Raw genomic sequence first — 24,786 nt, forward strand, 5'->3', positions numbered from 1 at the left:
ACCAGAACACAAAGAACAAATCAAGAACTTTATGTATATTTCGCCAAACGCTTCCACATCTCTGATGACAAGGCGCAGGGGCTTGCCGAAGCCCAATCAGGGCCGCACACACTCTTAATAGGGGAGAACATCATGCATCCAAGACAGTTCGCGAGAGAGACACCGGACGCCCTTGCCTTGTCTATGTTGAACGCGAACGGGGAGGTTACAGCGAGTCTGACCTACGCCGAACTGGACGCGCTATCTAACCGCTACGCCCATGCGCTGCGCGCGCTCGGCCTAAACCGGGGCGACCGTTTCGCCGTCTGGAAAAAGAACAGCCTGTCTTTCATGCCGATTTATTGGGCAGCACAACGAGCGGGTTTGTTGATCTGTCCCGTCGCGACCCATTTATCCTATGATGAAACCGATTATATCATCCGCGATTCAGGCTCCAAGCTGCTAATTACGGACGGAGCTGTCGGACAATCCCGCGACGTGGTTTCAGCCCTACAGCGGGACGGACAATTGGACGGCATGATCTTTTGGTCCGACTATGAGGTGGAAGGGCTACCCGACTTTGATGCCTTCGCGGCGGACTTCCCCGAAACCCCGATCCCGGATGAAAGCGCGGGCTTTCATATGCTGTACAGTTCTGGGACAACCGGACGGCCCAAAGGCGTGAAGGTCTCATTGCCCGACGATGCGGTCGAAGCCCCGAGCGCCGTCATCCCGCTGTTCGCCGCCCTGTTCGGATTTTCCGGAACGACACGATACCTCTCCCCGGCGCCGCTCTATCATGCTGCTCCGCTGGTTTATTGCTTAGGCGTGCATCGGCTCGGTGGACATGTGTTTGTGATGGACAAGTTTCGCGAAGAGACGTTCTTAAAAGCCATCGAAGCCCACGCCATCACCCATACCCAAGTCGTGCCAACCATGTTTGTGCGCTTGCTCAAACAGCCCCTGGATTTGCGAACGCGCTATGATTCAACCTCCCTCACCATGGTCATCCACGCCGCCGCGCCCTGCCCGGTGCATGTGAAACTCGCCATGATCGATTGGCTTGGGCCGATTATTTCGGAATATTATGGCGGATCAGAAGGCAACGGTTTGACCCATCTGACAGCGAGCGAATGGCTCGCCAATCCCGGATCGGTCGGGCGCGCCGTCTATGGCACGGTGAGAATTTGCGATGCTGAGACTGGCGAAATTTTGGGCCCGCTTGAGACCGGAACCGTCTATTTTGAAGGCGAGAGTAAATTTGAATATCACGGCGATGCCGCAAAAACCAAAGGCGCCTACCATCCGACGCGTGAGGGGTGGTCCACCCTCGGCGATATTGGTCATATGAACGCCGAAGGCTATTTATTTCTGACAGACCGCAAAGCAAATATGATTATTTCTGGCGGGGTGAATATCTATCCGCAAGAGACGGAGAATATCCTGCTCGAACACCCGTCTGTGCTGGATGCAGCCGTGCTCGGTGTGCCCTGCGACCTGATGGGAGAACGGGTCAAAGCCTTCATTCAAACCATCGACGGGGTCGAAACAGCCGGGTTGGACGCAGAGCTTATGGCGTTTGCCCGCGCCCGGATCAGCCCTGTAAAAGCGCCGCGCGAGATTGAATTTGTGACCTCGCTACCCCGGACGGAGAGCGGAAAGCTGCTCAAGCGGGTTTTGCTCGACTAAGTCTTACCCGCGACCAATGCAGCGCAGAGATTTAAAAGCAGAGCTGTCGCGCGGGAAGATCAAAGGCTGGTTCGATACGCGCAACGGGTCGCGCATATGATAGCCATTTTCGGATCGACCCAAAATCATCGCCCAATGTGAGCGACCATTGGGCAGATAGAACCGAACCAGCGGGTAATCGCCTTTAACGAGGCAAGACTGGATCAACGGCTCACTGACTGTCTCATAAAAGGTCGCTTTGACCGCGCCGCCGGACACATCCGCAATCCCCTTCCATTTGAGCAGACCTGACGTCGTGAGATTGTCTGAGCGCGTCAGTCGGCGATTGAGCTCTCCCGGATCAATATCATACCCCAAGTTGGTCATCGCCATGGCGGCAGATGTCAAAACACAGCCTTCGCGCGCGAGACTGCCGCCCTGACGGCCCAACGTATCCTGACCCCAACGCGGGTCTTTCTGCGAATAGGTCACGCGATCCGTCAATATGGGCGATTGATTCAAATTCTGTCGCCGGTCGGGAATCGGCGTTATGAAGGATGGCATTCGGGCCGGCGCGCCAGATCGGGACGCCGTCATCGACGATTGAGGGGGGTGCGACGGGTACTGCCCATACTCAGGCATGCTGCCGCACCCTGCCAGCAAAGTGATAGTCGCAAATATAAAGCCCGGTTTCATCATGATCACAGGCTAACCTATGCAGGTTAAATGCCAGTTAGCATGTTCTGAGCGGACTGCGTTTTTGTTTGGATCGGTTGTCCAACCGGATCGCCCTGTATAAACGCTCCGGCCAGCTCAATTCCGGCCCGCGCATAGAAACGCGCGCCCGCCTTGGACTCGGCCATAATAATAACCCCGGTCGGCTCACCCCGGCGATATTCGACCGTATAGGCAATGATCAATCCGGAAGGGTCAGCGGTCGTCTCAACGATTTTCGCGGGTTTTGGATCCGGACTCTTGCGTATGCTCACCGTGTCGGGAGCAACACCCGAATAGCGTCCGACCGCATGTTTCGAGGCCAATCCGCCATTCGCATAGACGACGGCCGTTTTATCCGTTCCGCGCACACGGGCATGGGCTTCAGCGATCGCGTGCAGGGAGTAATTATTTCCCGGGCCGCCAAAGAAGGGCAACCCCCCTGTCAAAGTCAGAGGCGTCTTTCCGCCCAATTCGAGAATGCGTTTGGCTTCCATCGGCACAATCGGGAAGCAGGAATAAAGGTCATACATATCCGCGTCACGGCCAGTACTCTCTAACACGCGCCGTTGCGCCTCGGCTCGGTCAAGACGGGCCCGTTCCAGCGGTGACGGTTCCGTGCAACTATCATGACCGTGCAAAAACGTCACGTCGCTCACGCCCAGTTGTTTGGCTTTCGCGTAAGTCGTTACAATGATGGCCGCGCCTTGATTGACGCCATCACGGGCCACCATCGCCTTGGTATAGGGACTCGCGATCATCGGGTTGCCGGGACCGGGTGTGACAATCTCTGCCCCGGATAAGGCCGTCCGAACGGCGGCATAAGGATTACTGGCCGCCAATTGGGCGAATTCACCCCAAATCAACGCCATGCGATCGCGATAGGCTGCTTTTGTCTCGCCCATTGCGGCCCGACGCGCAGATTCCATTAATCCGTAATAATAGATCGGCGCCGCAATGCGGTGAGAAATCGCCTGCATATGCACCATGAAGCCACCGGGGCCATAGGCGCCGCGATCATTGAGCGGCTCATCGCGAACCTCATTCCAATCAGGTTTAGCCCCCGCACGGCCCGCCGCTTTGATATTGGCGATGGCCTCGGCCCCGACAATCGCGACGGTTTCAGCGGTGCCGTCCAATAGCAATTGCGCCGCTTCCGCGACCAGCGTTTGTGGTGTCTGACCGCCAACGTGATCATAAGTATAGCGCGCTGCGCTCGATCCGGCCCGCGCACACACACTCGCCGGAAAATTATTCGGTCCGCCAAACGGGTTGGGAAACGTCGGGCCGCTATCGCCGAAGAGGCGAACGCCGAAACAGACGTCGAGCGTTTGCGGCGCGATCCCAGCATCTTCAAACGCACGGCTCAGCGCGGCTCCGGCCAGATCAGCGGGACCAAAGGCGGTGTCAAGATTATCCGGGACGGGACGGCTATCTTGTCCGGCACCAATAATAACGGGGAGATGATCAAGAGCGTTCATGCGCGCGACGTTAAGTCGTACGGCGCGACGGGTAAAGCCTTCGCGCCGCTTAGCAGAAGCGAGATAAGAACAGCCTTACTCCGCCGCCTTCGATGCTGCGCCGCCATCATCAAAGATCGCCTCGATCGGTTCTCCGAAAAGCCGCGCGATTTTGAACGCGAGCGGAAGCGATGGATCATACCGACCGGTCTCAATCGCGTTCACGCTCTGCCGCGAAATATCCAACTGTTCGCCCAGCACAGCTTGTGACCAGCCGTGATGGGCGCGGAGTTCCTTAAGCCGATTATGCACAGCCCATCCCTCGCGCAGGACCAAAGGCCGTAAACACGCCAAACATGCCCATTACGATGGGGAAGACAAAAAATACGGGCAGTTTCGGCAAGTTATCGAGGAATAATTCCGCCAAGCCCCACACACCAGAGAGCGCCAACGTCACGAACAGGGCGCTCATCATGGCCTTGACGAGAAAATGCCGCGCGGCTTCGTCAACATCGCGAATATACACCCACATGGCGTAGACCATTCCCACAATAAACAGACCGGGCAAGAGCGCTAAGCCCACGTTCAACACCGTCACAGGGGAGTCGCCGTCCAGTTGCGTCGATACGCCAAAAACTGCGCCTATATAGCCCGCGCCAGCGCCCATTACGTTGCGTCTGTAGCGTTTTTGAATTTTAGCTTGGGACATAATAATTTCCTCACTTTTCGATTAAGTTAGTAATATAATTATTGGGGGAGCGCAGCCGACATCGCGGCGACAAAGGCGTCAGGTTGATCGTCCATGACGAAGTGGAAGCTATTGTCGATGCGCGTCAATGATAAGTCCGGCGTTCCGACATAGGCGTTGGCATAAAGGGCATCCATGGCCGCAGGGGACACACCCATCCTCTCATCATGCGCGTAAATCACCGTGACGGGCACGTCGATTGACGCAAGATCGGGGCGAATATCCGTCGTCATCAGCGCCAGCATAGACTCCAACACCGTGTCGCGGTCCGACGCTTGTCCCCACCCCGTAATTCGGGCCTGATCGTCTTCGGATTTGGCAAAGATGGCGGCGTTTCGCGCCAGCGCGTCGTCATAAGAGGGTTGCGGCATGGCCCGCATCTGCCCGACCATAGCCTCTCCCATGACGCGAGAGGTCTCAACGGACGCATTTGGATCAAAAATCAGCGGATAGAATGGCAGGCTATCGACACTGATAACGCCAGAGACTTGGTCGCCATGGTCACGCCCAATATGCAGGGATGTAAATCCGCCCATTGAATGACCCACGACCGTTGGCGCGTCCAGCGACTGCGCCGTGATGTAGGTCGATACGTCTTGGCTCAGTCCGTCTATGATAAGATCACGATGGTCCCCCACCGGTTGCCCCGCGAAACCCGCGACATTGGCGATATGGAATCGGTAGCGATCCATGAGAGCATCGACCGTGCCGTCCCAGACGTCTCCGCTGCTGGCCAAGCCCGGCAAAAGAATGACGTCTGGTCCCGTTCCCACCGCTGTAAAAGTCAACCACCCGGACTGCTGCTCGGCACTCGCGCTCGACGTCTCTGTAGCGGTGGTCGCGTCGACAGGGGCCGAACACCCGCTCAGCATTAAGGCACTACACAGTGTTGTAAGGCTGAGTGCGGTCATGGAAAGACGTCGATTGATCATGGGTTCACCCTAATAGAGTTGTCAAGTTAACTTGACTTAGACAAGCACACTTTACATGTCAAGCACCCTTTCCAATACGCGCAGTCACTTGCAGTTCAGCGACCATCCCCTATCATCGGCCTATGGTTGAACAGACGCAGATGAGCCGAGACCAAATTGACGCCGCAGAAGCGGCGGGCATCCTGTCGCCCAAACAAGCCAAAGCAATGCGCAACGACGTGGCGGGGAGAGACCCGGACGAACGCCTTAAACCCTCCCGTGCCGCAAAAGCCGCGGGACCGGACCAAGACGCCGTGATTGGCAATGAAGATCACCTTCGGTTTCTGCGTAGTTTTGGCGATGTCTTTATCGGCATCGGGCTGGTTTTGCTCGCGCTCGGCGTCAGCGCCATCGTGGCTATTTTCGGGGGCGGACCTGTTTTCTTAGTCGCAGCGGTGGGCGCCTATGGCTTAGCGGAATATTTCGGACGGTATAAGCGGTCGCATTTTCCGACGCTGATTACGGCGCTGGCGTTTTTGCTCTTTGTTCAAACGGGCCTCAGCGGACTGGCCTCGGTTAATGGCATCCTCGCGGCGCTCATCACCGTCGCAGCGATGGCGATATTTTACGCGCGTATCCGCTTGCCTTTTTGCATCGCCCTCATCGCGATTGCCCTGCTCTATTTACTCTTTGCGTTTCTAGGCCAAGTTGCCCCCGATCTGTTGCGCCAACAGTTTGGCTGGATATTAGTCAGCGCAGGCCTCGCCATTTTCGCGGTCGCCCTTCTCTATGACACCCAAGACCTGCACCGCCGGACGCGGTTTGCCGATAATGCGTTCTGGCTGCACATCTTGGCCGCGCCGATGATTATTCATGGGTTGGTCGGATATGCGGTGATGGAAAAGGCTGAGTTTGTATTCGACGTTCTGCCCGTTTTGAGCTTCACGCCAGCCGACGCCACGATCATCCTTGCTGCAACAGCTGTCATCACCGTCATAGGCTTGGCGATTAATCGCCGCGCACTGATTGTCTCGTCGCTCGGATATGCCGGGCTCGCCATCGCGTTTCTGGTGAAGCAGACAGAGCTCAATCTCGGCTCGACACTGTCGATTACCCTGATCCTTTTGGGCGCGGCCATCGTTTTGCTCGGCGTCGCGTGGCATCCGGTTCGAAACCAGCTGATCCGCGTGCTGCCGCAATGGCGCGTCTTTCCGCCGCCCTATGTTCCGCTGGAAACAAATCCCTTGGACACACAGGCTTCGACTTAAGAAACCACATCTTCGACTTGATCAAAAGTCAGTCGCCCCCACATTCCGTCTATGACTGAACCCACCTCTGCCTTTACCCCCCGCGAGATCGTCTCTGAGCTCGACCGCCATATTGTTGCGCAAGGCGATGCCAAGCGCGCCGTCGCCATTGCCCTTCGTAATCGCTGGCGACGGAAACAGTTGGACGCGAGCCTGCGCGCCGAAGTCACGCCCAAAAATATCCTGATGATCGGACCGACGGGTGTCGGCAAAACGGAAATCAGCCGCCGCCTCGCCAAACTGGCGCGCGCGCCGTTCCTCAAGGTCGAAGCAACGAAATTCACCGAAGTCGGCTATGTCGGCCGCGACGTGGAACAAATTATCCGCGATCTGGTCGAAGCTGCGCTCACTCTGCTGCGCGATGAAAAACGCGGGCTGGTCACAGCACAAGCCGAAGCCGCCGCCGAAAACCGCATCATTGACGCGCTGGCCGGTGACAATGCGCGCGATGGCACGCGCGAAAGCTTCCGCCGCAAACTCCGCTCCGGCGAGCTGGACGACACCGAAGTCGATCTGGAACTCGCAGATAGCGCGTCGCCGTTCCAATCCATGGAAATCCCCGGCCAACCGGGCGGCGGCGGGATGGGTATGATCGACCTGTCCTCCATGTTCGGCAAAATGGGCAAAACCAAAACCGTCACGCTCAAAGTCCGCGATGCTTATGCGCCGTTGCTGTCTGAGGAAGCGGACAAGCTCGTCGATGAAGATGCGATTAAACGCGAAGCGGTCGAAATGACGCAAGAAGACGGGATCGTCTTCCTCGACGAAATTGATAAAATCACCACGCGGTCTGACGCGCGCGGCGGCGATGTGTCCCGCGAAGGGGTGCAGCGCGACCTGCTGCCCCTGATCGAAGGGACGACCGTCTCCACTAAATATGGCCCGGTCAAAACCGACCATATCCTGTTCATCAGCTCCGGCGCGTTTCACGTCGCCAAACCGTCCGACCTACTCCCCGAGCTACAAGGCCGCCTGCCGATCCGAGTTGAGCTCCGCGCGCTGACGGAAGCCGATTTTGTCCGCATCCTGACAGAGCCCGAGGCCTCCCTCATCAAACAATATACCGCCTTGATGGCGACCGAAGGCGTGACGCTCAATTTCACCAAAGACGCCATTGCCGAGATCGCCAAAATCAGCGCGCAAGTGAATGACAGCGTCGAGAATATCGGCGCACGACGTTTGCATACCGTGATGGAACGGCTGCTCGATGACATCAGCTTCACGGCGACGGACCGGGACGGCGAAACGATCGAGATCGACGCGGATTATGTGAAGAGCACTGTGGGCGAGCTGGCCAAGGATCAGGATTTGTCGAAGTTTATTTTGTGATCTTATTTGATATTCGTTTGTTTATTTACTAGCATACGTGCCAACTCAAGGAGTGCCTGACCAATGATCCTGTAACGAAAAGCTTTCTCACGAGGTCCCGCATGGCGCGTCGACCTTATGCTTTTCACGCATTATTCTCACGCATGTGGGGACAGGTTCATTTATGCGACCCCCTTATCAATCCGGCCTTATTTACGATGTGTCCGTTTCTATCGACGGGTATATCTCCGGGCCTAACGACGACATTTCTCATTTCCCGCATTCTGGTCCCATTGTGGATGATTACCTTGCCCGACGGAACAGATATCGCACCAGCATAATGGGCCGCGCGACCTATGAATTCGGGTATTCGTTTGGGATGACGCCCGGGAATAATCCCTATCCCCATATGCGGACCTTGGTCCTGTCAAAGACGCTCTCTTTGCCGCTCAATTCTGAGGTTGAACAAATCGCTACGGATGCGGTTGAATATGTCCGCGAATTAAAAAACGAAATCGATACCGCAATATATCTGTGCGGCGGAGGCGCTTTGGCGGGGAGTCTCGCGCGCGCCGGTCTGATCGACATTCTTATTTTAAAACGCATCCCGATTATACTTGGCGGCGGGACTCGCCTGTTTGGCGACGCGGGCGTCAGCCTGCCCCACACACAAACGGATTTTGTCGATTATGGCGAAGGGATGTTTTTGCAGACATTTCATTGCGGCGACCCACGCGAATGATCAACGCCCCGGCTCCAAAGCCGCTCGCACCGCCTCCACCCCATACGCATCGCGCAGATATCTCGGCTCGACCCGCGCCATCGTCGCTTGCTCGAGCGCATAGCCGTAGCTCATCACGGCTTTGTCTTGCCCCGCGCCTGCCATGATCGAAAAGCCCAGCGGAACCGCGTGTACCGCGCCCATTGGCACAGTAATATGCGGATAGCCCGCGACGGCGGCGAGGTAGCCTGCGCCGGCCCAATCGGGCCAGGTATCGCCATTGATCGGATCGACGCGGGAGGATAGCGGACCTGACGGGCTGACCAGCATATCGACAGCATTGTCAGCCATGAGCGCATCAATCCCGCGGTCGCCTGTCGCGCGCTGGATATTCGCTTTGGCGGCGATATAGTCCGGATCGTCAAGACCAGAGCGCGCGTTAGAGCTATCGAAAATACTTTGATCGAACAGCGCCATTTCGCGGGGGTCATTGATATTGAAAGTGATCAGCTCTTCCAGCGAACGCACCGGAATGTCGGCTGGACTATTCGCTAAATACTCATTGAGCGTGGCTTTGAATTCCCATTGCAGCACACCGAAAGAATCGCGCCCATAAGTCTCGCCTTCGCGATCAAACGCATCAATTTCGACCAGCTCCGCGCCGACCGCTTCCATCGCGGCGAGCCCGATGTTGAAGCGCGAGGCCACTTTGTCGCTGCCCTCTGCGAAACGGAGCACGCCAACGCGCTTGCCATGCAAGCTGTTCGCGTCGAGCGCAGCGGCGTAACCGGCACTGCCATCTGTGGTCATCGCGTCCATCATCAAGGCCGCACCGCGCACGGTTTTGGTCATCGGCCCGGCTGTGTCCTGCGTCGAACTGATTGGCACGATGTAATCCTGACTAATCAGCCCGACGGTTGGTTTAAACCCGACGACGCCGTTCACATTGGACGGGCAAATGATGGAGCCATTAGTTTCTGTGCCGACGGCGCCCGCGGTTAGGCCCGCCGCAACGGCAACACCGGACCCAGACGACGAGCCGCAAGGACTTCGGTCGAGCATATGCGGGTTACGCACTTGCCCGCCCAAAGCGGACCAGCCTGAAATCGAGTCATTGGAGCGGAAATTCGCCCATTGCGACAGATTGGTTTTGCCCAGAATGACCGCCCCTTGCGCGCGAAGACCGGCGACCAGCGGGCTATCGCGGCCCGTCACATTGTCCTTGAGCGCGAACGCCCCCGCCGTCGTCGCGACCGGATCGAGCGTTTCGATATTATCTTTGAGCAAGATCGGCAGCCCGTCCAGGGGCCCGAGCGTGTTGCCCGCCGCCCGGCGGGCGTCCGACGCTTCGGCTTGGGTCATGGCGTCGGGATTAAGTGCCAGCACAGATTGGAGACGCGGGCCCTTGCGGTCGATGGCGTCGATGCGCTCAAGATAGGCTTGGGTCAGTTCAACCGCCGTTAGCTCGCCCGCGTCGAGTTGCGCCACCAAATCAGGCAGCGTCTGTGCGGTTAAGCCTGTTGCCGCATAGGACACGGTTTTGACCGCCGGCGTGAGCGTTTCTTGTAAATCGTTAGACGGCGCACAGGCTGTGAGAGCGAGAATTGCGACCGACAGGAGAATATGAGTTTTCATGTGTCTTTCCTGTCGCGGAAAGGTCGGCGTATCAAGTGTTCCGTTCAAACACGTAAGAAAACATACCACGCGCCAGCGCCGCCATGTTTGGCATGCGCTTGCGCATAGGTGGCGATGAGCGGGCGGAGCGTAGGTCCAGCCAACCAGCCGGGCAATTGGGTGCGCAACACGCCGTCGAGCCGGGGGCCCTTGCCCGTAATCACCAGCAGGCAACGCTCGCCGCGTTTGGCCGCCCGCATCAGGGTCGTCGAAAGCGCCTTTTTCGCCTGCGCTTGCGTCATCCCATGCAGATCGATCCGCGTGTCGATCTCGACCCGGCCTTTGCGCACCCCTTTATTGACAGAATGCGGTACTGGCCCCGTTGGCAAGGCGACCCGTGTAATTTTTAGCGGCGGCAATCGCATCATTGCGGCGAAATCCTCGCGACTGGCAGACGGACCGGGTTTAGCGGCGCCTTTGCCGTGCGGGCGACGGCGCGGTGACACGGTTCGGGCCACGCGGTTCCAAACCAGCCGTTCCGACGGATCCAAAGGCCGAGAGGAATGGCCGCGTGTCATGCGGCGGGCTTTAGCGGTTCAGGCGGCGCTGGGAGTATCGAGGATAGGTCCAGCCGTTCCGCCAAAGTTCGTGGCACGAGGGCGGTCCACCGCACGGGGTGTTTCATTACCCCGGCGAGCGCCCCGGCGCTTGGCCCGGCGCCAAAGAATAAATCACCGCGACTCGGTCCTTTAATGGCGCTGCCTGTGTCCTGCGTCACGACCAGCAAGCCGGACGACGCCCCTTGGTAATCTCGGGCTTGTTGCGGCAACCGGGTCTCAAGCCAGACAGGAATACCATACGGATTATGTTTCGGATCAACCGCAATCGACCCCATCGCCGTTAACGGGATTTGCATGGCGCCTTTTGGCCCCTCCCCGTCGGCAATCTCTTGCTCTGAGAAGAAAATATAGCGCGGGTTTTCATTCATCAAAACGCGTGATTTTTCGGGCCCGACAGCGTCCATCCACGCTTCGATATTGCGTTTTGCGGACTGATCTCGGGTCAACTCACCGCGCTCAATCAAGACGCGACCGATGGAACGGTAACCTTTGCCATTATTCCCCGCATAGCCCGCGCGGACGATCCGACCATCGTCAAAATGGAGTCGTCCAGACCCCTGCACATGTAGAAAAAACACATCGATTGGACGGCCATATGCAATGACGTCTGCGCTCTGCGCGTTCAATTTGGCCCGCGGCAAAGTCCGGATCGCATCAGAGGCCGGGACGGTTAAAATCGGTTCCGAATAGAGGGCGTCCGGTGTGGCACGCACCTCGACCTCCGGTTCGTAATATCCCGTCAGCAACCCGGTTTCCTGGGACAAGGTGACAGGGACAAACAAGCTCTCGAAAAACGGCTTGGCATTGGTCGCATGTTTAGCGGCGCGGCAAACAGCGGCCCAATCGCCATGATTTCCCAAACCAGACCGCTGGCTATGCAGGGCTTTCTTCGCGGGGCGGTCCAACAAGGTTCCGCAACTGCGTTGAAACGCAGCAAGCGCGGGGGCGTGATCTGCATCCGACCAACCTGAGAGGCGGGCGAACGGGGCGGGTTGCTCCAGCAGAGGTTCCGGCGCGACAGGTTCAACCGCTGCGCCAAGAGTTGCATCCGGCACATCAATCACAGTCGGGGGCAACGGATCTGTTGGCGGCGTGCGATGGGGTATTACGAGCGTGTCTGAGTCTGAGTCTGAGTCTGAGTCTGTGTCCGGGTCATCAGTCGGCGGCGCGCTGGGCTCAGTGCCGGATGGAGGACCGGACGGCTCAGGCGCGGATTCGTAAACGTCAGTGTCGGGATCAATCGTCTGCGGTGACTGGGTCGTCGTGCAGGCGCTCAGCGCGGCAAACGCGAACAATCCGACAACGGATCGTCCCATCAACGTCGTGACGCCTCCAACGCGCCGCACGGGACTAATCTTCTTTGTCGGAGATGTTGCCATCGTCTGACGCTGGCTTTGTCATATCCGGGGCCGTATCAGGCGTCGGGTCAGCCGGAAGCGCGTCCCCTTCAGAAGGCTCTACTTCTGACAAACGCCACGCCGGGTCCTTCGAGCCCACTTTACGCTCAAATGTCCAATATTCAGAAATAGACGCGAGCAAGTCCGGATCGCCTTCGACCAGTTCACCTTCCGCATCGCGCAAGGCGGACGCAATCTCGGCTTCATAAAGCACCCGGATATAGGCCACGCCGTCTTCGACCCGCGCATTGCTAATCTGGCTGGTGCGTAATCGCCCAAGATCCGTCACTTGAGTCAATGATTGAGCTTCGCGGTCGACAATGGCCGCCTCATAAACCGAATACACATCGTCGGTCAGCAAATCACCGAGCGTGTCACGGTCCCCGGAGGCGAACGCTTCCAAAATCATAGAGTAAGCGGTCTTCGCCCCATCAATAAAGCGCGCCGGATTAAAGTCGGGTTCTGCCCGAGAAAATGCGCGCAGGCCGATTGCGTCATCCATATCGTCACCTTCAACGAGCGCCATGTCAGAGCTTGACAGTCGAGACGTATCGGGTCCCCCGAAAATTTCATCGGGATTAAACTCATCTTCCGGGCCACGCCCTACAGATTTCCCGAGAACGGAATAAAACGCCACGCAGATAATGGCGGCAATGGCTGCATAGAGGACAACTTCAAACATAGGTCGCTATATAGGGCTCACACGCCCTAATGAAAGCTGACAATTCGGTCAGTTTTCCTAGAAGTGGCCCGTTTAGACCGTAACGCGCCGTTGCGCCGCACTTAACCGCCGTGATAGCGGGCGGGCGACCTTTAAAACTCACCTTATACAAGAGGCCATCATGGCGAAGACGCCCAAAAAAGACGCAAAGACGAAATCAGACGCAAAACCCGTCGACGAAAACGACCTGAACATTTCGCTCGATGACGGCGCGCCTGCGCCAGAAGCGGCTGCGCAGCCCGAAGCCACGCCGGAAGTAAGCGGCGAGCCCATGCTCAATGTGCTTGCACAATATACGCGTGATATGAGCTTTGAAAATCCAAACGCCCCTGACTCGCTTAAATCGGGTCAAGCCCAGCCGGAAGTGTCCATCGATTTGCGCATTGGTCGTCAGATCAGTGAGAACAACACAATCGAGATCAGCATTCTTGTCAAAGCGCACGCAACACGCGGTGATCAGACCGTGTTTATCGCTGAGCTGGATTATGCCGGATTGTTCGCGATCCAAAATGTGAATTTGGAACAAATGCAGCCCCTCATGATGATCGAATGCCCGCGCATTCTCTTCCCTTATGCCCGCAAAATTCTCGCTGACATGACACAAGACGGCGGACATTTGCCGATCATGCTCGACATGCCGGACTTCGCGTCCATGTATCGCGAAGAAATGATGCGCCGGGGCCAAGAGCAAGGTCTGAACTAGCACACACAGACCTCACAAATAAAAGCCCCCGTCGAGATGATCGACGGGGGCTTTTTTGTGGAATGTTGTGACTTATTTAGCCGACCGTTTCGTGTTCTTAAAGCTGTCCACAGCGGCGATTCCGGCCATCGCGCTATCATCGCCCTCGATCTCGGCCAGTTTTTGCGCCCACAGGCGTTTCTGATACCGGTTCGAAATAATGTCAGTCACGACCAAAACGCCGATGACGAGATAGAAACTCGATTTACTCATCGCGTCGAGCTTGAAGCCAAAGAGTTTCATATGCGCGAGATGCGCACCCTCTGTGACCAGCAACACACCCACGAGGAATAGGATGAAAAGACCCAAGACCTGATACATACGGTTTTTCTTCAGGAAGTTCGTCACCCGGTCCGCCAGCAGGATCATGCCAATACCCGACGCGACAATCGCGATGACCATCAACGGCACTTGATAGGTCTTAACAGGCTGACATTCGACCGCGCCCGCAATCGGATTTGAGATGAGATATTCCGAACAGACCGCGACGTCACCCTCAACAAACGTGCGCAAGATCACGCCAGCGCTATCAACGATATTCGCCGACTGAACATTGGCAATCGCCATGGCTGACAAAATCGAGTCAAACGAGAACACGAGGTTCATCGCGACGATCAGTACAATCGCTTTGACCACAGACCGTGCGCCAGAACCCTCGGAAAGTTCAATATGATCGACTTGCAGCAGGTGATGAATTTCTTTCATCGCCGTATACATAATGAACGCGCCGCCCAAGATCGTCACCAAAGCTTGTAAGGTAAACGCCCCTTCGATCACGGCCGTCGTGAACGAAAAGAGCGGTTCCGCCAGAAGGCCGAAGAGAGACACGATGACAAACAGCAGCACAATGCGCAACGCGACCGCAAGACCGATCCCCCAATTGCGAACTTTCTTAGCCGCGACAGGATCACCGACCTTGTTGGATTCAATCGCAATATAGAGCAGGTTATCGAAACCGAGGACGGCTTGCAGTAAGATCAGAGCCCCGAGGGTGAAGAGTGAACTCACAGTAAAGAGATCAGTGAACATGTCGGCCATTATCGTCGATTCCAATGTGTCAGAATAAAAAAGAGCGTCTAAATGATGTGAACGTAACGCTAAGCCTCTAGCCCAGTTCCGACAATGGTCCAAAAGCCCTCAACAATAAAATTCTTCGCCAAATGCGAGAAAGCACACATGGCGCGTAAGTTTCCTTGCGAACAGTCGCCCCTTCATGCGACATTCAGACTCTACACGGTAGGAACGGACAATGAAGACAGCTTATATCGGACTGATTCTGGCAGGCGCGTGTTTACTGACCGCGTGCAAGCACCAAATCGAAGTCGTGGCACCGAAAGATCCAATTCGGATCGAACTCGCGATCCGAATCGATCAAGAAGTGCGCGTAAAGCTCGAAAAAGATGTCGAATCTCTGATCGCTAACAATCCGGACCTATTTTAGGTCCATCTGCTAAGGAGGCAGGGATGAAAAAATTATTCACAGCCGGCCTAATGGCCGCAGCTTTACTGGCAGGCGGCGCAATGTCTTTGCACCTGTCCGGTTACAATATCGCAGAAGCGCAGCAAGCTCAGCAAAGCTCTAAAACCATTGTTGACGCCGCAAAAGACCGCGGTGAAATTGGTGAGAAATTTAACGGTCAACTTGAAGCCGTGACACCGCTCTCGGCCAATGTTGAGGCCGCAATGGATGACATCAATATCCGCCGCAAAACACTCTATGTGAAGCTGGCGAAAGAAAAAAATGAGAGTTTGCTGGATGTCGGCAAAGTCGCCGCCGTCAATCAGTTCCGGGATGCTAAGCCGGGCCATTACCTCCTAGGCGAAGACGGCGTCTGGAAACAGAAATAGCCTGATTAAGCCATCTGCTTTAAATCAAGCCGCCCACCTGGGCGGCTTTTTCTTTGCGGGGTCGGCGACGGGGATGCCCGCGCACCAAAGGCATCGGCGGCTTTGGCCCGTATGCGCCTATTGCCATGCGCGACGGGAAAGCTATGTGTCAGATTATGAGCACCGCCCCGAAATTGACCCCCTCCAGCCTTGCCGCCCTTCTGTGTGCGCGCATTTGTCATGACCTTGTCAGCCCTGTTGGAGCGCTTGGAACGGCGATTGAAATCCTGGATGATGACAGCAATGCCGACATGCATGATGATGCATTGGCGCTCATCAAAAGCAGTTCGCGGCGCGCCGCCTCCAAGTTAAAGTTTTTGCGTCTGGCCTTCGGCGCAGGGGGATCGGCCCCCGGCGTGGTCGGCGCCGCCGAGATCACATCCTTAGTGTCCGACATGTTTGAGGATGCCAAAGCGGAGGTTGTGTTCAATTTCCATGCAGACGGTATCGATAAATCGCGCGCGCGAATTTTGCTCAACCTCACCATGTTAGGCATTCAAGCAGTCCCACGCGGCGGTGAAGTCCGAATCGTCACGACGGAGCAATCTGTCTCAATCATCGCCAAAGGGCCGCGCGCCAAACTCGACGAAACCGTGGAACGCGCGTTGCTGGGGCGCGCTCCCGATCATGGCTTTGATGGGCGGTCGATCCAACCTTTTTACGCCAGCATGATGGCGCGTGAAGCCGGTGGGCAAATTACCGCCACTGCGGGCGAAGAAATTGTAACCTTTCAGGCTGACTTTCCCGCTTAAGGTGACCCGCACGACAGCGCGAATTCCGTCATTACCTTATCAAACTCTGAAGAATTAGAGGGAAATTCCTTCCATTCTTCCCACTCTGTTTAGCGCGGAGTTAACTCTTTTGCGTAAAGAAGGGGGCATATCAGAGGACGCCCCTCGCTGACGGATTCCGCGACGCCCATGCGACTGAGACAGAAACAGACCGAAAAGGCTGCACGCGCAGCGCACCATACCCATGGGACAGGTCTGTCTGGCTCCCCCATAACTGAAGGTGACGACCTCAATCGATCCCGTTATTTCAGCCTGAAAGCAGGCACGGAGATGACAGCCATCATCGACGCCGACCGGACACACACCAACACAGGCCTGCTCAGCAAGGGCCGGGACCCAGCTTGGCTCTGCGAACGGTTGGGAATTATTCAACGCGAAGCGAAGCGCGCGCGCGCGCGCGCCGTTTACCGGAGCGCTCAAGACGCGCTTGGGCTGATCCAACGCTGCAACGTGCATATGCCGATCGATTGGACCCGTGTTGATGGGCGACTATTCGTGCTCAACAAATTGTTGGGTCAATATGAAGCCGGCTTGTTGGACGTCGAAACTGAAATCAGGCTAGTTGATCCAACGGCCTTGGCTGACGAAGTGCCCTCTGACGCGCTGACGCATAAATGTGCTAAACAGACGCTCAGCAGCCTATTGCCACATGCCTCTGACCAAGAACGGGCCGCTCTGTCACGACTTATGGACATAGACCAAACTCCCGTGCGGGAGCCAATCACCGACCTCGCGCCAGATTTAGCGACGGAAACGGATAGTCTCGCCAATCCCGCTCAAACCGTCTCCGTTGACCGGATCGAATGGATCATGCCGGGTCTCGTACAAAAACTGCTCGAATTTGGTCGTCAGTATGAAAAGATATTCTCCGTCTCGCACTCGCTTGATGACGTGCTGATTGACGCTGGATCTGCCGACACCGTACAAGCCCGATTGTTCGAACGATTGAGCGACCTCATCGCCAGCAACCTCCCCCTTCAAGGCGTTGGGCGTTTGGATATTTGTGCTTCAGAGAATGAGCTATTGATTTCTGGGTCGGGTTTTGACTCCTTCGCCATTCCATTGAGCGAACGTGTTGAAGAGACATTGGAAACCCTCGCCAGCAATATTGATCCAGACCCTGTCACACCCGCACGGCGGCCGATGATCACGGATGATACAGAAGGCGAGCTACGGGCTCAGCTGGCGGCTTTGATGGATGGTGGCTTGGCCAATTTTAACGGAGCGGACCAATGAGCCGTCGCTGTTTGATCGTCGATCAATCGGCCATGGTTCGCCGTGTCGCCGCCCGGATTATTCGTGAACTTGGCTTCGAAGTCATCGAAGCCCGCACGGGTCAAGACGCACTGGACACCTGCGCTGGCTTAACGCCCGAAGCGATCATGCTAGACTGGAAAACGCCGGACATGGGCGGAGCCGAATTCATCGCCAAGCTCCGCGTTATGATGCAACAAAACGGCACCCCCATGCCAACCATTCTGTTTTGCACTGGTGAACGCAGTGTGGAACAGATCGTCCTCGCCTTGAAAGCGGGCGCAGACGAATATATTATGAAGCCTTTCGATTCCGATATTATCGGTTCGAAATTCGCCTTGGCGGGGCTCTTGGATGGGGAGAATCTAGCGTGCGCGGTGCTCTGAGCTTAAGGCCCACCTATTACGAAGCATTGCGTCGGCTAACCCTGCAGCTCGCCGGGGTGCAGATGGGTTCGGACCATGCGTTTTTGGTCGAAACGCGCCTGTCTAGCCTCGCCCGCAAGGAGGGTTTCGACACGCTCGACTCTATGGTGCAAGAGCTGTTTTCCGTTGGGAAATCACGCCTCGCCATTCAGGTTGTTTCAGCGCTGGTCGAACGCGACACCCATTTCAACCGAGACCCCTTATCGTTTGACACACTGTTTAATATCGCCCTGCCTGACCTGATTGAAAAACGCGGCGGAGGCCGGATTGATCTTCTGTCCTATGGCTGTGGCTCGGGACAGGATATTTATTCCATCGCGATCCGTGCCCGTTACGCCGCCGTGCGGGCCATGATGGGGCCTGTCGCTCTGCATATGACGGGCGTGGATTACCCGAGCCAAGCGCTCGAGCGCGCCCGTACGGGACGTTACACTCACTTTGAAGTTCAGCGCGGACTCTCTGCGCGTGACCTCGTTGCAAACTTTACCCCTGATCTCGCCCCCGGATCGACGGATTGGTTGACCGCCGCGCACCTGAAAGAGAATGTCACGTTCCAGGATATGCACCTCATGGCTGGATCAGAATCTATGGGCGAATATCACATTGTTATGTTCCGCGGTGCGATCGCCCATTATAGTCGCACGGCCCGCGTTCGCGTCATCCGCAGTTTGACCAAAACCCTGCGCCCCTATGGCTACCTTATCCTCGGTTCAGGCGAAGATTTACAAGACAGTTACAGTGAGCTGGAACCCGTGGCAGGGGCCCCCGGTTTGTATCGCCGATTGAAACATGATCCGATGACTGAGCCCGTTGGCAAACAGCCCAATGGCCAAACGTCCTTCGAAGGGGCAAAAACACGTCGCGTCGGCACCTAACGACGCGATATATTTCAGCCCCTCGACGTCAGACTGCACCGTCACGGTTGCGAAATTGTCAGTCCCGCCCTAAGCGCAACGCCGATCTGCACTTGCGCTTTTTTCGGACACTCTCATGAGCGACCCCACCACAGACATCGCGGCGATAGCGAACCGTTTTGAGACCGAAATCGGCGCCGCGCCCGATCTCGCCGCGCTGGACGACGTCCGCGTCGCCGCCCTCGGCAAAAAGGGCGAAATATCGATGATGATGCGCGGCCTCGGGAAAATGAGTCCGGACGAGAAAAAAGTCATGGGCCCGGCGCTCAACGGCTTGAAAAACACCGTCGCGGCAATGGTTGAAACGCGCAAGGCGGCGCTCGAAAACGCCGCTCTCGATGCGGCGCTCGCCTCCGAGACAATGGACATGTCCCTGCCCGTGGGTCGCAAGACCGGCACATTGCACCCGGTGCAACAAGTGATGGAAGAGATGGCCGTTATCTTCTCTGACATGGGGTTTTCCGTCGCCGAAGGCCCGGATATCGAAGACGATTTCCACAATTTCACTGCGTTGAATTTCCCGCCCGGACATCCCGCGCGCGACATGCACGACACGTTTTTTATGGTGCCAGACGCGGAGGGCATACAAAAAGTCCTCCGCACGCATACGTCGCCCGTACAGATCCGCACGATGATGAGCCAAAAGCCGCCGATCCGCATCATTGCGCCGGGCCGGACATATCGTTGTGACAGTGACCAAACCCACACGCCGATGTTCCATCAGGTCGAAGGCTTGGTCATCGGCGAAGACATTCACATGGGCCACCTCAAGGGGTGCCTAATGGATTTCATTTCGGCCTTTTTTGAGAACGACGTCGAAACCCGCTTCCGCCCGCACCACTTCCCATTCACCGAACCGTCCGCCGAAATGGATGTGCGCTATGAACGCGACGGCGCGTCAATCAAGATTGGCTCCGGTGACGAGTGGATGGAAATCCTCGGCTGCGGCATGGTCCACCCGAACGTGCTGAAATCTTGCGGCCTTGACCCAGAAATCTATCAAGGCTTCGCCTTCGGCATGGGCGTCGACCGCCTCGCGATGCTGAAATACGGCATGCCTGACCTGCGCGACATGTTCGCGGGCGATCCGCGCTGGTTAAGTCATTACGGCTTTGGCCCGTTGGTGCAGGCGAGCCTTGAAAGCGGATTGTCATGATCCGTCAGTCCAATTCCTGCTCATCTGAGACATCCCCATGAAATTCACTCTCTCCTGGCTGAAAGAGCATCTTGATACGGATGCGAGCCTGACCGAAATCGTTGACGCCATGACCATGGCGGGTCTTGAGGTCGAAGAGGTCATCGACCCGGCGGCGGCGCTGTCTGACTTCACCGTTGGTCACGTTCTGGCGGCTGAAAAACATCCGGATGCGGACAAGCTAAAACTCTGCCGCGTAGCGACGAAAGACGGCGAGCAACAAATTGTGTGCGGTGCGCCGAATGCGCGTGAGGGCCTCTATGTCGCCTTTGCCCCGCTCGGCACCTATATCCCCGGACCGGATTTCTCGCTCGATAAGAAACCGCGCAAAATTCGCGGCATTGAGAGCTTCGGCATGATGTGTTCCGCCGATGAGCTAAACCTCGGCGAAGATAGCGACGGCATTATTGAATTGCCAGAAGCCCCCGTTGGCACGCCGATTTCAGTGGTGCTCGGCCTCAACGATCCGGTGATCGATTTCGAAGTTACGCCGAACCGTCCCGATTGGCTTGGCGTGCGCGGCATTGCGCGCGATCTCGCCGCAACGGGGATTGGCACGTTGAAGCCTGAGACGATTGAGCCGGTCCAAGGCAGTTTCGATAATGAACAGACAATCCTGATCGAAGCGGCGGACGCGTGTCCGGCCTTTGTCGGGCGTGTCGTGCGCGGCGTTAAAAATGGTTCCAGCCCGGAATGGCTGCAAACCAAGCTTAAAGCCATCGGCCTGCGCCCGATCTCGGCCCTAGTCGATATCACAAATTTCATGACCATCGACCGCGCGCGGCCATTGCATGTCTATGACCTTGCCAAAGTGCAGGGCAGCATCATCGTGCGAATGGGAGAAGATGAGACGTTCAAGGCGCTGGACGATAAAACTTATTCGGCGAGCGCGGATGATGTCGCGATTGCCGATGAAACAGGTATTCTCGGCCTCGGCGGGATTGTCGGCGGCGAAAGCTCGGGCGTGTCTGAAGAGACCACCGATATTCTGATTGAGTGCGCGGTGTTTGACCCGCTGACCATTCGCCGGTCGGCCAAGCGCCTCGGCGTCAATTCAGATGCCAAATACCGCTTTGAGCGGGGCATCGATACGGGTTTCATGCGCGACGGCATGGAAATGGCGACACGTCTTGTCCTCGATCTGTGCGGCGGCGAGGCCAGCACAGTTGATGTGGCAGGCGACATTCCCGCCGCACCGGAGCCTGTGAGCTTTGATCCGGCCCGGGTCGAGCAATTGCTCGGCTTCACACCGGGTGAGGACGAAATTGAGCGCATTTTAAAAACCCTCGGGTTTGAGCGCCAAGGCAAAAGCACGCCTTGGATAATGTCCGTGCCCACGGGGCGGCGCGATGTCACCATGCAGGCCGATTTGGTCGAAGACGTGGCGCGCATTGCCGGGTTCGACAAACTCCCCGCCACGTCGCTGCCTGCCTTGCCCGGACGCCGCGAACCGACGGCTACTCTGACGCAAACACGCACCCGCTTGGCGCGCCGCGCTTTGGCGCTGCAAGGTCTGTCCGAGACAGTCAGTTGGTCCTTCGTGCTGGGCGCGCATGCGACCGCCTTTGGTGGCGGTGCAGACGCACTCCATCTTGATAATCCGATCAGCGCCGACCTCAATGTCATGCGTCCATCGGCCCTGATCCATCTTTTGCTGTCCGGTCAAACAGCCGCCGATCGCGGCTATCCGGGGGCGGCTTTGTTTGAGTTGGGTCCGGTTTACCGCGGCACAGAACCGGGCGATCAATCACTGACGCTGGCGGGTCTGCGCCGGATCGAACCCGCCCGGGATTGGGCCGGAGCCGACGAGATTACAGCCCTCACAGCCAAGGCTGATGCCTTGGCCGCGCTGGACGCCATGGGCGCCAACGTCGACAATTTGCAAATGTCGCAACCGACGGGTGATTATTGGCATCCGGGTCGGTCAGGGCGTTTGCAAATGGGGCCGAAGAATATTTTGGCCGATTTTGGGGAGCTGCATCCGCGCGTGCTCAAGGCCCTCGGCATTGCCGGACGCGTTGTCGCGTTCGAAGTCTGGCCCGAAAACCTGCCTGCGCCGCGTAAAGGCAAGAATTCCGCTGGCAAATCAAAAGGCGCGCTTGCGCTTTCGGGCCTCATGCCCGTTCACCGCGACTTTGCGTTCATCGTCTCTGACGACGTGGCAGCCGGTGACTTGGTCAAAGCCGCGCGCGGGGCGGACAAAGCCCTCATCAGCGATGTCAGCTTGTTTGATATCTATGTCGGCAAAGGAATTGATGATGGCCAGAAAAGCCTCGCCATCGATGTCACGCTCTCGCCCAAAGAGGACACGCTAACCGATGCTCAGATCGAAGCGGTCAGCGCCAAGATCGTCAAAGCCGCCGAGAAAATCGGCGCGGTGTTGCGCGGCTAAGTTTGAACTTAAGCCTCGGACGGGCCGTCAAATTCGCTGATAATTTGATTCTTGGGGTGGTGGCGATTTTTGCCCCCCTGACCCTTTAATGGCGTTGCGCTCAGTTTTTGCGCGGGACGCTGGGGCTCGCGGACTGATTTCGCCTCATCCAGCGCCTGCGCCGCGGTTTCTGGATCGGCTTTGGGGGCCGTTTGTGCGCTCCGACGTGCATCGGCTTTCAGTGTTTGTTTGGTCGTCATAGCATATCTCCTTTGCAGGATTAGCCCGTCAGACCGCTATACGGTTCCGTGCTGGGACACTATGCTCCCTCATGGAACCGTATAGCTACCGATCCGACCCCAACGTCCCCGCCTTTGACGATCGCGCGCCCGTCCTTGTCTTTGACGGCCATTGCGCTCTCTGTTCTGGATGGGTGGACTTTTTGCTCAAACGCGACGGAGGGACGTTCCGATTCCTTTCCGCACAAAGCCCGCTTGGCGAAGCCCTCTACGCGCATTACGGCTATAAATCCGGCGATTACGACACCAACATTTTGATCGAAGACGGTCACGCGCGGGTTCGGTCTGACGGGACGTTGGCCATGTTTGAACGGCTTGGCTGGCCGTGGCGGGCGATGGGGGTGTTTCGGCTTTTGCCACGCCGCGTTCGGGACTGGGGCTATGAACGTATTGCGCGCAATCGGTTGCGCTGGTTTGGGCGGCGGGACACATGCCGTCTTCCGGCCCCCGGTGAGCGCACGCGGTTCCTGTGACGCGGGGTCCGCACATAACTGAGGCGGGAACGCATGCGCTACACATATCGGTCACAACGGACCCGCAAGGCCGCGAACAGTGGTCGCGTGTCTATTCCGGTCGAACAATGTTTAGCCTGCAATATGCCGGAACAGGACACGCAAAGGGCACCGTAATCGAACAGATCGGCCCAATCGCGGTTCAATCCAGCCTATCATTAGACGATGGAAAGCTACGTTATGCAACGCAGGGTTGGACACTGTTTGGCCTGCCCTTACCGCGCGCCCTTGCGCCCGGCGGTGATGTTTATGAGGCGGTGGACGCGTTGGGACGGTTTACATTTCACGTCGATGTCACGGCCCCCGGCCTGGGTCGGTTGGTGCATTACCAAAACTGGCTTATCCCTATAACCCCAACACCCAATCCGGATGTTGACCATCAACATAGCCCATAAAGGCGGCGTGAAGATTATAACCGAGCAGTTCGCGCAATCGCGCTGGCATTTTCGCCACCTTCTCGCGCGAGACAGCGAGCAGCATATTCTCGAGCGGGCGCGCCCAACCAGGGCAATATTGCGGGGTGATAATCAGGCGCGGCTGATCCGTCCGGTTGGCACCGCCGCGATGAAACAATGTTCCTTTGGCGATCATCAATGACCCGGCGGGCATGGTCGCGCGAATGTAGTCCGTGTGGGCGCGGGTCGGGCGCGGCACGGTTGCGTCCCACAAATGGCTACCCGGAATAATCTCTGTTGCGCCATTGTCGTCCGTCGTATCGTCAATGGCCCAGAAGGTACTGACCCCGTAGGCCGGACGCGGGCGCGGCACCATGATCTGCTCATCGTCAAAATGCCAATCCTGCACGGTCTCATTCGCCAGCAGCCGGATCGCGAGCATCGCGGAGAGCAGGCAGGACCGCCCCAACTCGCGCTCAACAAAAGCCATCGCTAAAGGGTGTAAGGCCAAATCACCAAAAACATCGGGGTCCTTATCCACCAACGCGTAAACACGGTTGGATTTTAACCCCTCAAAGTCATTCCGCCCGGTCTTGGTAAAATGCGGTGCGAGCGCCGCCCGAATGGACGTAATCGTGGCCGCGTTCAGGATGTTTTCAATAATGACATAACCGTCGCGCTCATAATCCGCCCAGACCGTCTCAAAATCACGACCGCCGAGAAAAGGGGACAGGTCGGTGGTGCCATCCATCGCCATATGACGATCCCGATAGGGCTGTAGAGCGTCGGACATGGCAGGCCTTCATCATGAAAAGAGACCTAACGCTAACGCG

The 24,786-nt window shown here is 57.1% G+C and carries 27 protein-coding genes; 15 read left to right on the plus strand and 12 right to left on the minus strand.

What is annotated here, in order from left to right; all coding sequences use genetic code 11:
• Nucleotides 1-132: 132 nt before the first annotated feature.
• A complete protein-coding gene (locus IE105_RS04355) occupies nucleotides 133-1,668 on the plus strand; it encodes an AMP-binding protein (protein ID WP_189495835.1) in 1,536 nt (511 codons plus the stop codon).
• 3 nt (nucleotides 1,669-1,671) lie between these two features.
• On the opposite strand, the gene IE105_RS04360 is transcribed toward IE105_RS04355, so the two are convergent.
• From IE105_RS04360 to IE105_RS04380, 5 genes are all read right to left on the minus strand, one after another.
• A complete protein-coding gene (locus tag IE105_RS04360) occupies nucleotides 1,672-2,139 on the minus strand; it encodes a cysteine peptidase family C39 domain-containing protein (RefSeq protein WP_189495837.1) in 468 nt (155 codons plus the stop codon).
• 230 nt (nucleotides 2,140-2,369) lie between these two features.
• Complete coding sequence (locus IE105_RS04365; protein ID WP_189495839.1) at nucleotides 2,370-3,842, minus strand: hypothetical protein; 1,473 nt, start codon at nucleotides 3,840-3,842, stop codon at nucleotides 2,370-2,372.
• A gap of 75 nt (nucleotides 3,843-3,917) precedes the next feature.
• Complete coding sequence (locus IE105_RS04370) at nucleotides 3,918-4,133, minus strand: helix-turn-helix transcriptional regulator (protein ID WP_189495841.1); 216 nt, start codon at nucleotides 4,131-4,133, stop codon at nucleotides 3,918-3,920.
• Complete coding sequence (locus IE105_RS04375) at nucleotides 4,126-4,530, minus strand: hypothetical protein (protein WP_189495843.1); 405 nt, start codon at nucleotides 4,528-4,530, stop codon at nucleotides 4,126-4,128. Before IE105_RS04375 ends, IE105_RS04370 begins: the two co-directional genes overlap by 8 nt.
• A 38-nt stretch (nucleotides 4,531-4,568) precedes the next feature.
• Nucleotides 4,569-5,501 carry an alpha/beta fold hydrolase gene (locus IE105_RS04380; RefSeq protein WP_189495845.1) on the minus strand — a complete coding sequence of 311 codons (933 nt, stop codon included), beginning with the start codon at nucleotides 5,499-5,501 and terminating at the stop codon, nucleotides 4,569-4,571.
• A gap of 140 nt (nucleotides 5,502-5,641) precedes the next feature.
• Between IE105_RS04380 and IE105_RS04385 the strand changes: the two genes are divergently transcribed.
• The 3 genes from IE105_RS04385 (at nucleotide 5,642) to IE105_RS04395 (ending at nucleotide 8,837) form a co-directional block, all read left to right on the plus strand.
• Complete coding sequence (locus IE105_RS04385; protein WP_189495847.1) at nucleotides 5,642-6,748, plus strand: V-type ATP synthase subunit I domain-containing protein; 1,107 nt, start codon at nucleotides 5,642-5,644, stop codon at nucleotides 6,746-6,748.
• A gap of 51 nt (nucleotides 6,749-6,799) precedes the next feature.
• Complete coding sequence (gene hslU, locus IE105_RS04390) at nucleotides 6,800-8,116, plus strand: ATP-dependent protease ATPase subunit HslU (protein WP_189495849.1); 1,317 nt, start codon at nucleotides 6,800-6,802, stop codon at nucleotides 8,114-8,116.
• A gap of 163 nt (nucleotides 8,117-8,279) precedes the next feature.
• Nucleotides 8,280-8,837, plus strand: coding sequence for a dihydrofolate reductase family protein (locus IE105_RS04395; RefSeq protein WP_189495850.1), 558 nt, complete (start codon nucleotides 8,280-8,282; stop codon nucleotides 8,835-8,837).
• Here the strand turns inward: IE105_RS04395 and IE105_RS04400 are convergent, their stop codons facing one another.
• From IE105_RS04400 to IE105_RS04415, 4 genes are read right to left on the minus strand one after another with little or no spacing between them, the layout of a single operon-like run.
• Nucleotides 8,838-10,451, minus strand: coding sequence for an amidase (locus IE105_RS04400; protein ID WP_189495852.1), 1,614 nt, complete (start codon nucleotides 10,449-10,451; stop codon nucleotides 8,838-8,840).
• Nucleotides 10,452-10,495: 44 nt separating this feature from the next.
• Nucleotides 10,496-11,008, minus strand: a complete 513-nt coding sequence (locus IE105_RS04405; protein WP_189495854.1) for a Smr/MutS family protein — start codon at nucleotides 11,006-11,008, stop codon at nucleotides 10,496-10,498.
• Complete coding sequence (gene mltA, locus IE105_RS04410) at nucleotides 11,005-12,396, minus strand: murein transglycosylase A (RefSeq protein WP_189495856.1); 1,392 nt, start codon at nucleotides 12,394-12,396, stop codon at nucleotides 11,005-11,007. The genes IE105_RS04405 and mltA overlap by 4 nt, the downstream gene beginning before the upstream one ends.
• Before the next feature lie 4 nt (nucleotides 12,397-12,400).
• Nucleotides 12,401-13,129, minus strand: a complete 729-nt coding sequence (locus IE105_RS04415) for a Tim44/TimA family putative adaptor protein (RefSeq protein ID WP_189495858.1) — start codon at nucleotides 13,127-13,129, stop codon at nucleotides 12,401-12,403.
• A gap of 160 nt (nucleotides 13,130-13,289) precedes the next feature.
• On the opposite strand from IE105_RS04415, the gene secB reads away from it, so the two are divergent.
• Nucleotides 13,290-13,871, plus strand: a complete 582-nt coding sequence (secB, locus tag IE105_RS04420) for a protein-export chaperone SecB (protein WP_189495862.1) — start codon at nucleotides 13,290-13,292, stop codon at nucleotides 13,869-13,871.
• Nucleotides 13,872-13,943: 72 nt separating this feature from the next.
• On the opposite strand, the gene IE105_RS04425 is transcribed toward secB, so the two are convergent.
• Nucleotides 13,944-14,948, minus strand: a complete 1,005-nt coding sequence (locus tag IE105_RS04425; protein ID WP_189495864.1) for a TerC family protein — start codon at nucleotides 14,946-14,948, stop codon at nucleotides 13,944-13,946.
• Nucleotides 14,949-15,159: 211 nt separating this feature from the next.
• Here IE105_RS04425 and IE105_RS04430 point away from each other — a divergent pair, with 211 nt between their 5' ends.
• The 8 genes from IE105_RS04430 to pheT all read left to right on the plus strand — a co-directional run bounded on the left by IE105_RS04430 (nucleotide 15,160) and on the right by pheT (nucleotide 22,768).
• A complete protein-coding gene (locus IE105_RS04430; RefSeq protein ID WP_189495866.1) occupies nucleotides 15,160-15,351 on the plus strand; it encodes a YnbE family lipoprotein in 192 nt (63 codons plus the stop codon).
• Between the two features lie 23 nt (nucleotides 15,352-15,374).
• Nucleotides 15,375-15,758, plus strand: a complete 384-nt coding sequence (locus IE105_RS04435) for a YdbL family probable chaperone protein (RefSeq protein WP_189495870.1) — start codon at nucleotides 15,375-15,377, stop codon at nucleotides 15,756-15,758.
• A gap of 155 nt (nucleotides 15,759-15,913) precedes the next feature.
• Entirely contained in the window at nucleotides 15,914-16,549 is a 636-nt protein-coding gene (locus IE105_RS04440; protein ID WP_233353989.1) for a histidine phosphotransferase family protein, read from the plus strand.
• Between the two features lie 168 nt (nucleotides 16,550-16,717).
• A complete protein-coding gene (locus IE105_RS04445) occupies nucleotides 16,718-17,824 on the plus strand; it encodes a hypothetical protein (RefSeq protein WP_189495872.1) in 1,107 nt (368 codons plus the stop codon).
• Complete coding sequence (locus IE105_RS04450) at nucleotides 17,821-18,228, plus strand: response regulator (protein WP_189495874.1); 408 nt, start codon at nucleotides 17,821-17,823, stop codon at nucleotides 18,226-18,228. Before IE105_RS04445 ends, IE105_RS04450 begins: the two co-directional genes overlap by 4 nt.
• The gene (locus IE105_RS04455; protein WP_189495876.1) at nucleotides 18,213-19,142 is read left to right on the plus strand and encodes a CheR family methyltransferase; all 930 of its coding nucleotides are present in this window, start codon (nucleotides 18,213-18,215) and stop codon (nucleotides 19,140-19,142) included. Before IE105_RS04450 ends, IE105_RS04455 begins: the two co-directional genes overlap by 16 nt.
• A gap of 115 nt (nucleotides 19,143-19,257) precedes the next feature.
• Nucleotides 19,258-20,337, plus strand: coding sequence for a phenylalanine--tRNA ligase subunit alpha (gene pheS, locus IE105_RS04460; RefSeq protein ID WP_189495878.1), 1,080 nt, complete (start codon nucleotides 19,258-19,260; stop codon nucleotides 20,335-20,337).
• A gap of 37 nt (nucleotides 20,338-20,374) precedes the next feature.
• Complete coding sequence (pheT, locus tag IE105_RS04465) at nucleotides 20,375-22,768, plus strand: phenylalanine--tRNA ligase subunit beta (RefSeq protein ID WP_189495880.1); 2,394 nt, start codon at nucleotides 20,375-20,377, stop codon at nucleotides 22,766-22,768.
• Between the two features lie 8 nt (nucleotides 22,769-22,776).
• Here pheT and IE105_RS04470 read toward each other — a convergent pair whose 3' ends face one another.
• Nucleotides 22,777-23,007 (minus strand): hypothetical protein, encoded by a 231-nt coding sequence (locus IE105_RS04470; protein WP_189495882.1) that lies wholly within the window; start codon nucleotides 23,005-23,007, stop codon nucleotides 22,777-22,779.
• Nucleotides 23,008-23,078: 71 nt separating this feature from the next.
• On the opposite strand from IE105_RS04470, the gene IE105_RS04475 reads away from it, so the two are divergent.
• Together IE105_RS04475 and IE105_RS04480 are read left to right on the plus strand one after the other, a co-directional pair.
• The gene (locus tag IE105_RS04475) at nucleotides 23,079-23,519 is read left to right on the plus strand and encodes a thiol-disulfide oxidoreductase DCC family protein (RefSeq protein ID WP_189495884.1); all 441 of its coding nucleotides are present in this window, start codon (nucleotides 23,079-23,081) and stop codon (nucleotides 23,517-23,519) included.
• Nucleotides 23,516-23,953: a DUF4166 domain-containing protein gene (locus IE105_RS04480; protein WP_189495886.1), complete on the plus strand. Its 438-nt coding sequence runs from the start codon at nucleotides 23,516-23,518 to the stop codon at nucleotides 23,951-23,953. Before IE105_RS04475 ends, IE105_RS04480 begins: the two co-directional genes overlap by 4 nt.
• On the opposite strand, the gene IE105_RS04485 is transcribed toward IE105_RS04480, so the two are convergent.
• The gene (locus tag IE105_RS04485) at nucleotides 23,904-24,746 is read right to left on the minus strand and encodes a phytanoyl-CoA dioxygenase family protein (RefSeq protein ID WP_189495888.1); all 843 of its coding nucleotides are present in this window, start codon (nucleotides 24,744-24,746) and stop codon (nucleotides 23,904-23,906) included. The genes IE105_RS04480 and IE105_RS04485 overlap by 50 nt on opposite strands.
• Nucleotides 24,747-24,786: the final 40 nt, after the last annotated feature.

Source organism: Algimonas arctica, from assembly GCF_014652695.1.
Taxonomy (GTDB): Bacteria; Pseudomonadota; Alphaproteobacteria; order Caulobacterales; family Maricaulaceae; genus Litorimonas; species Litorimonas arctica.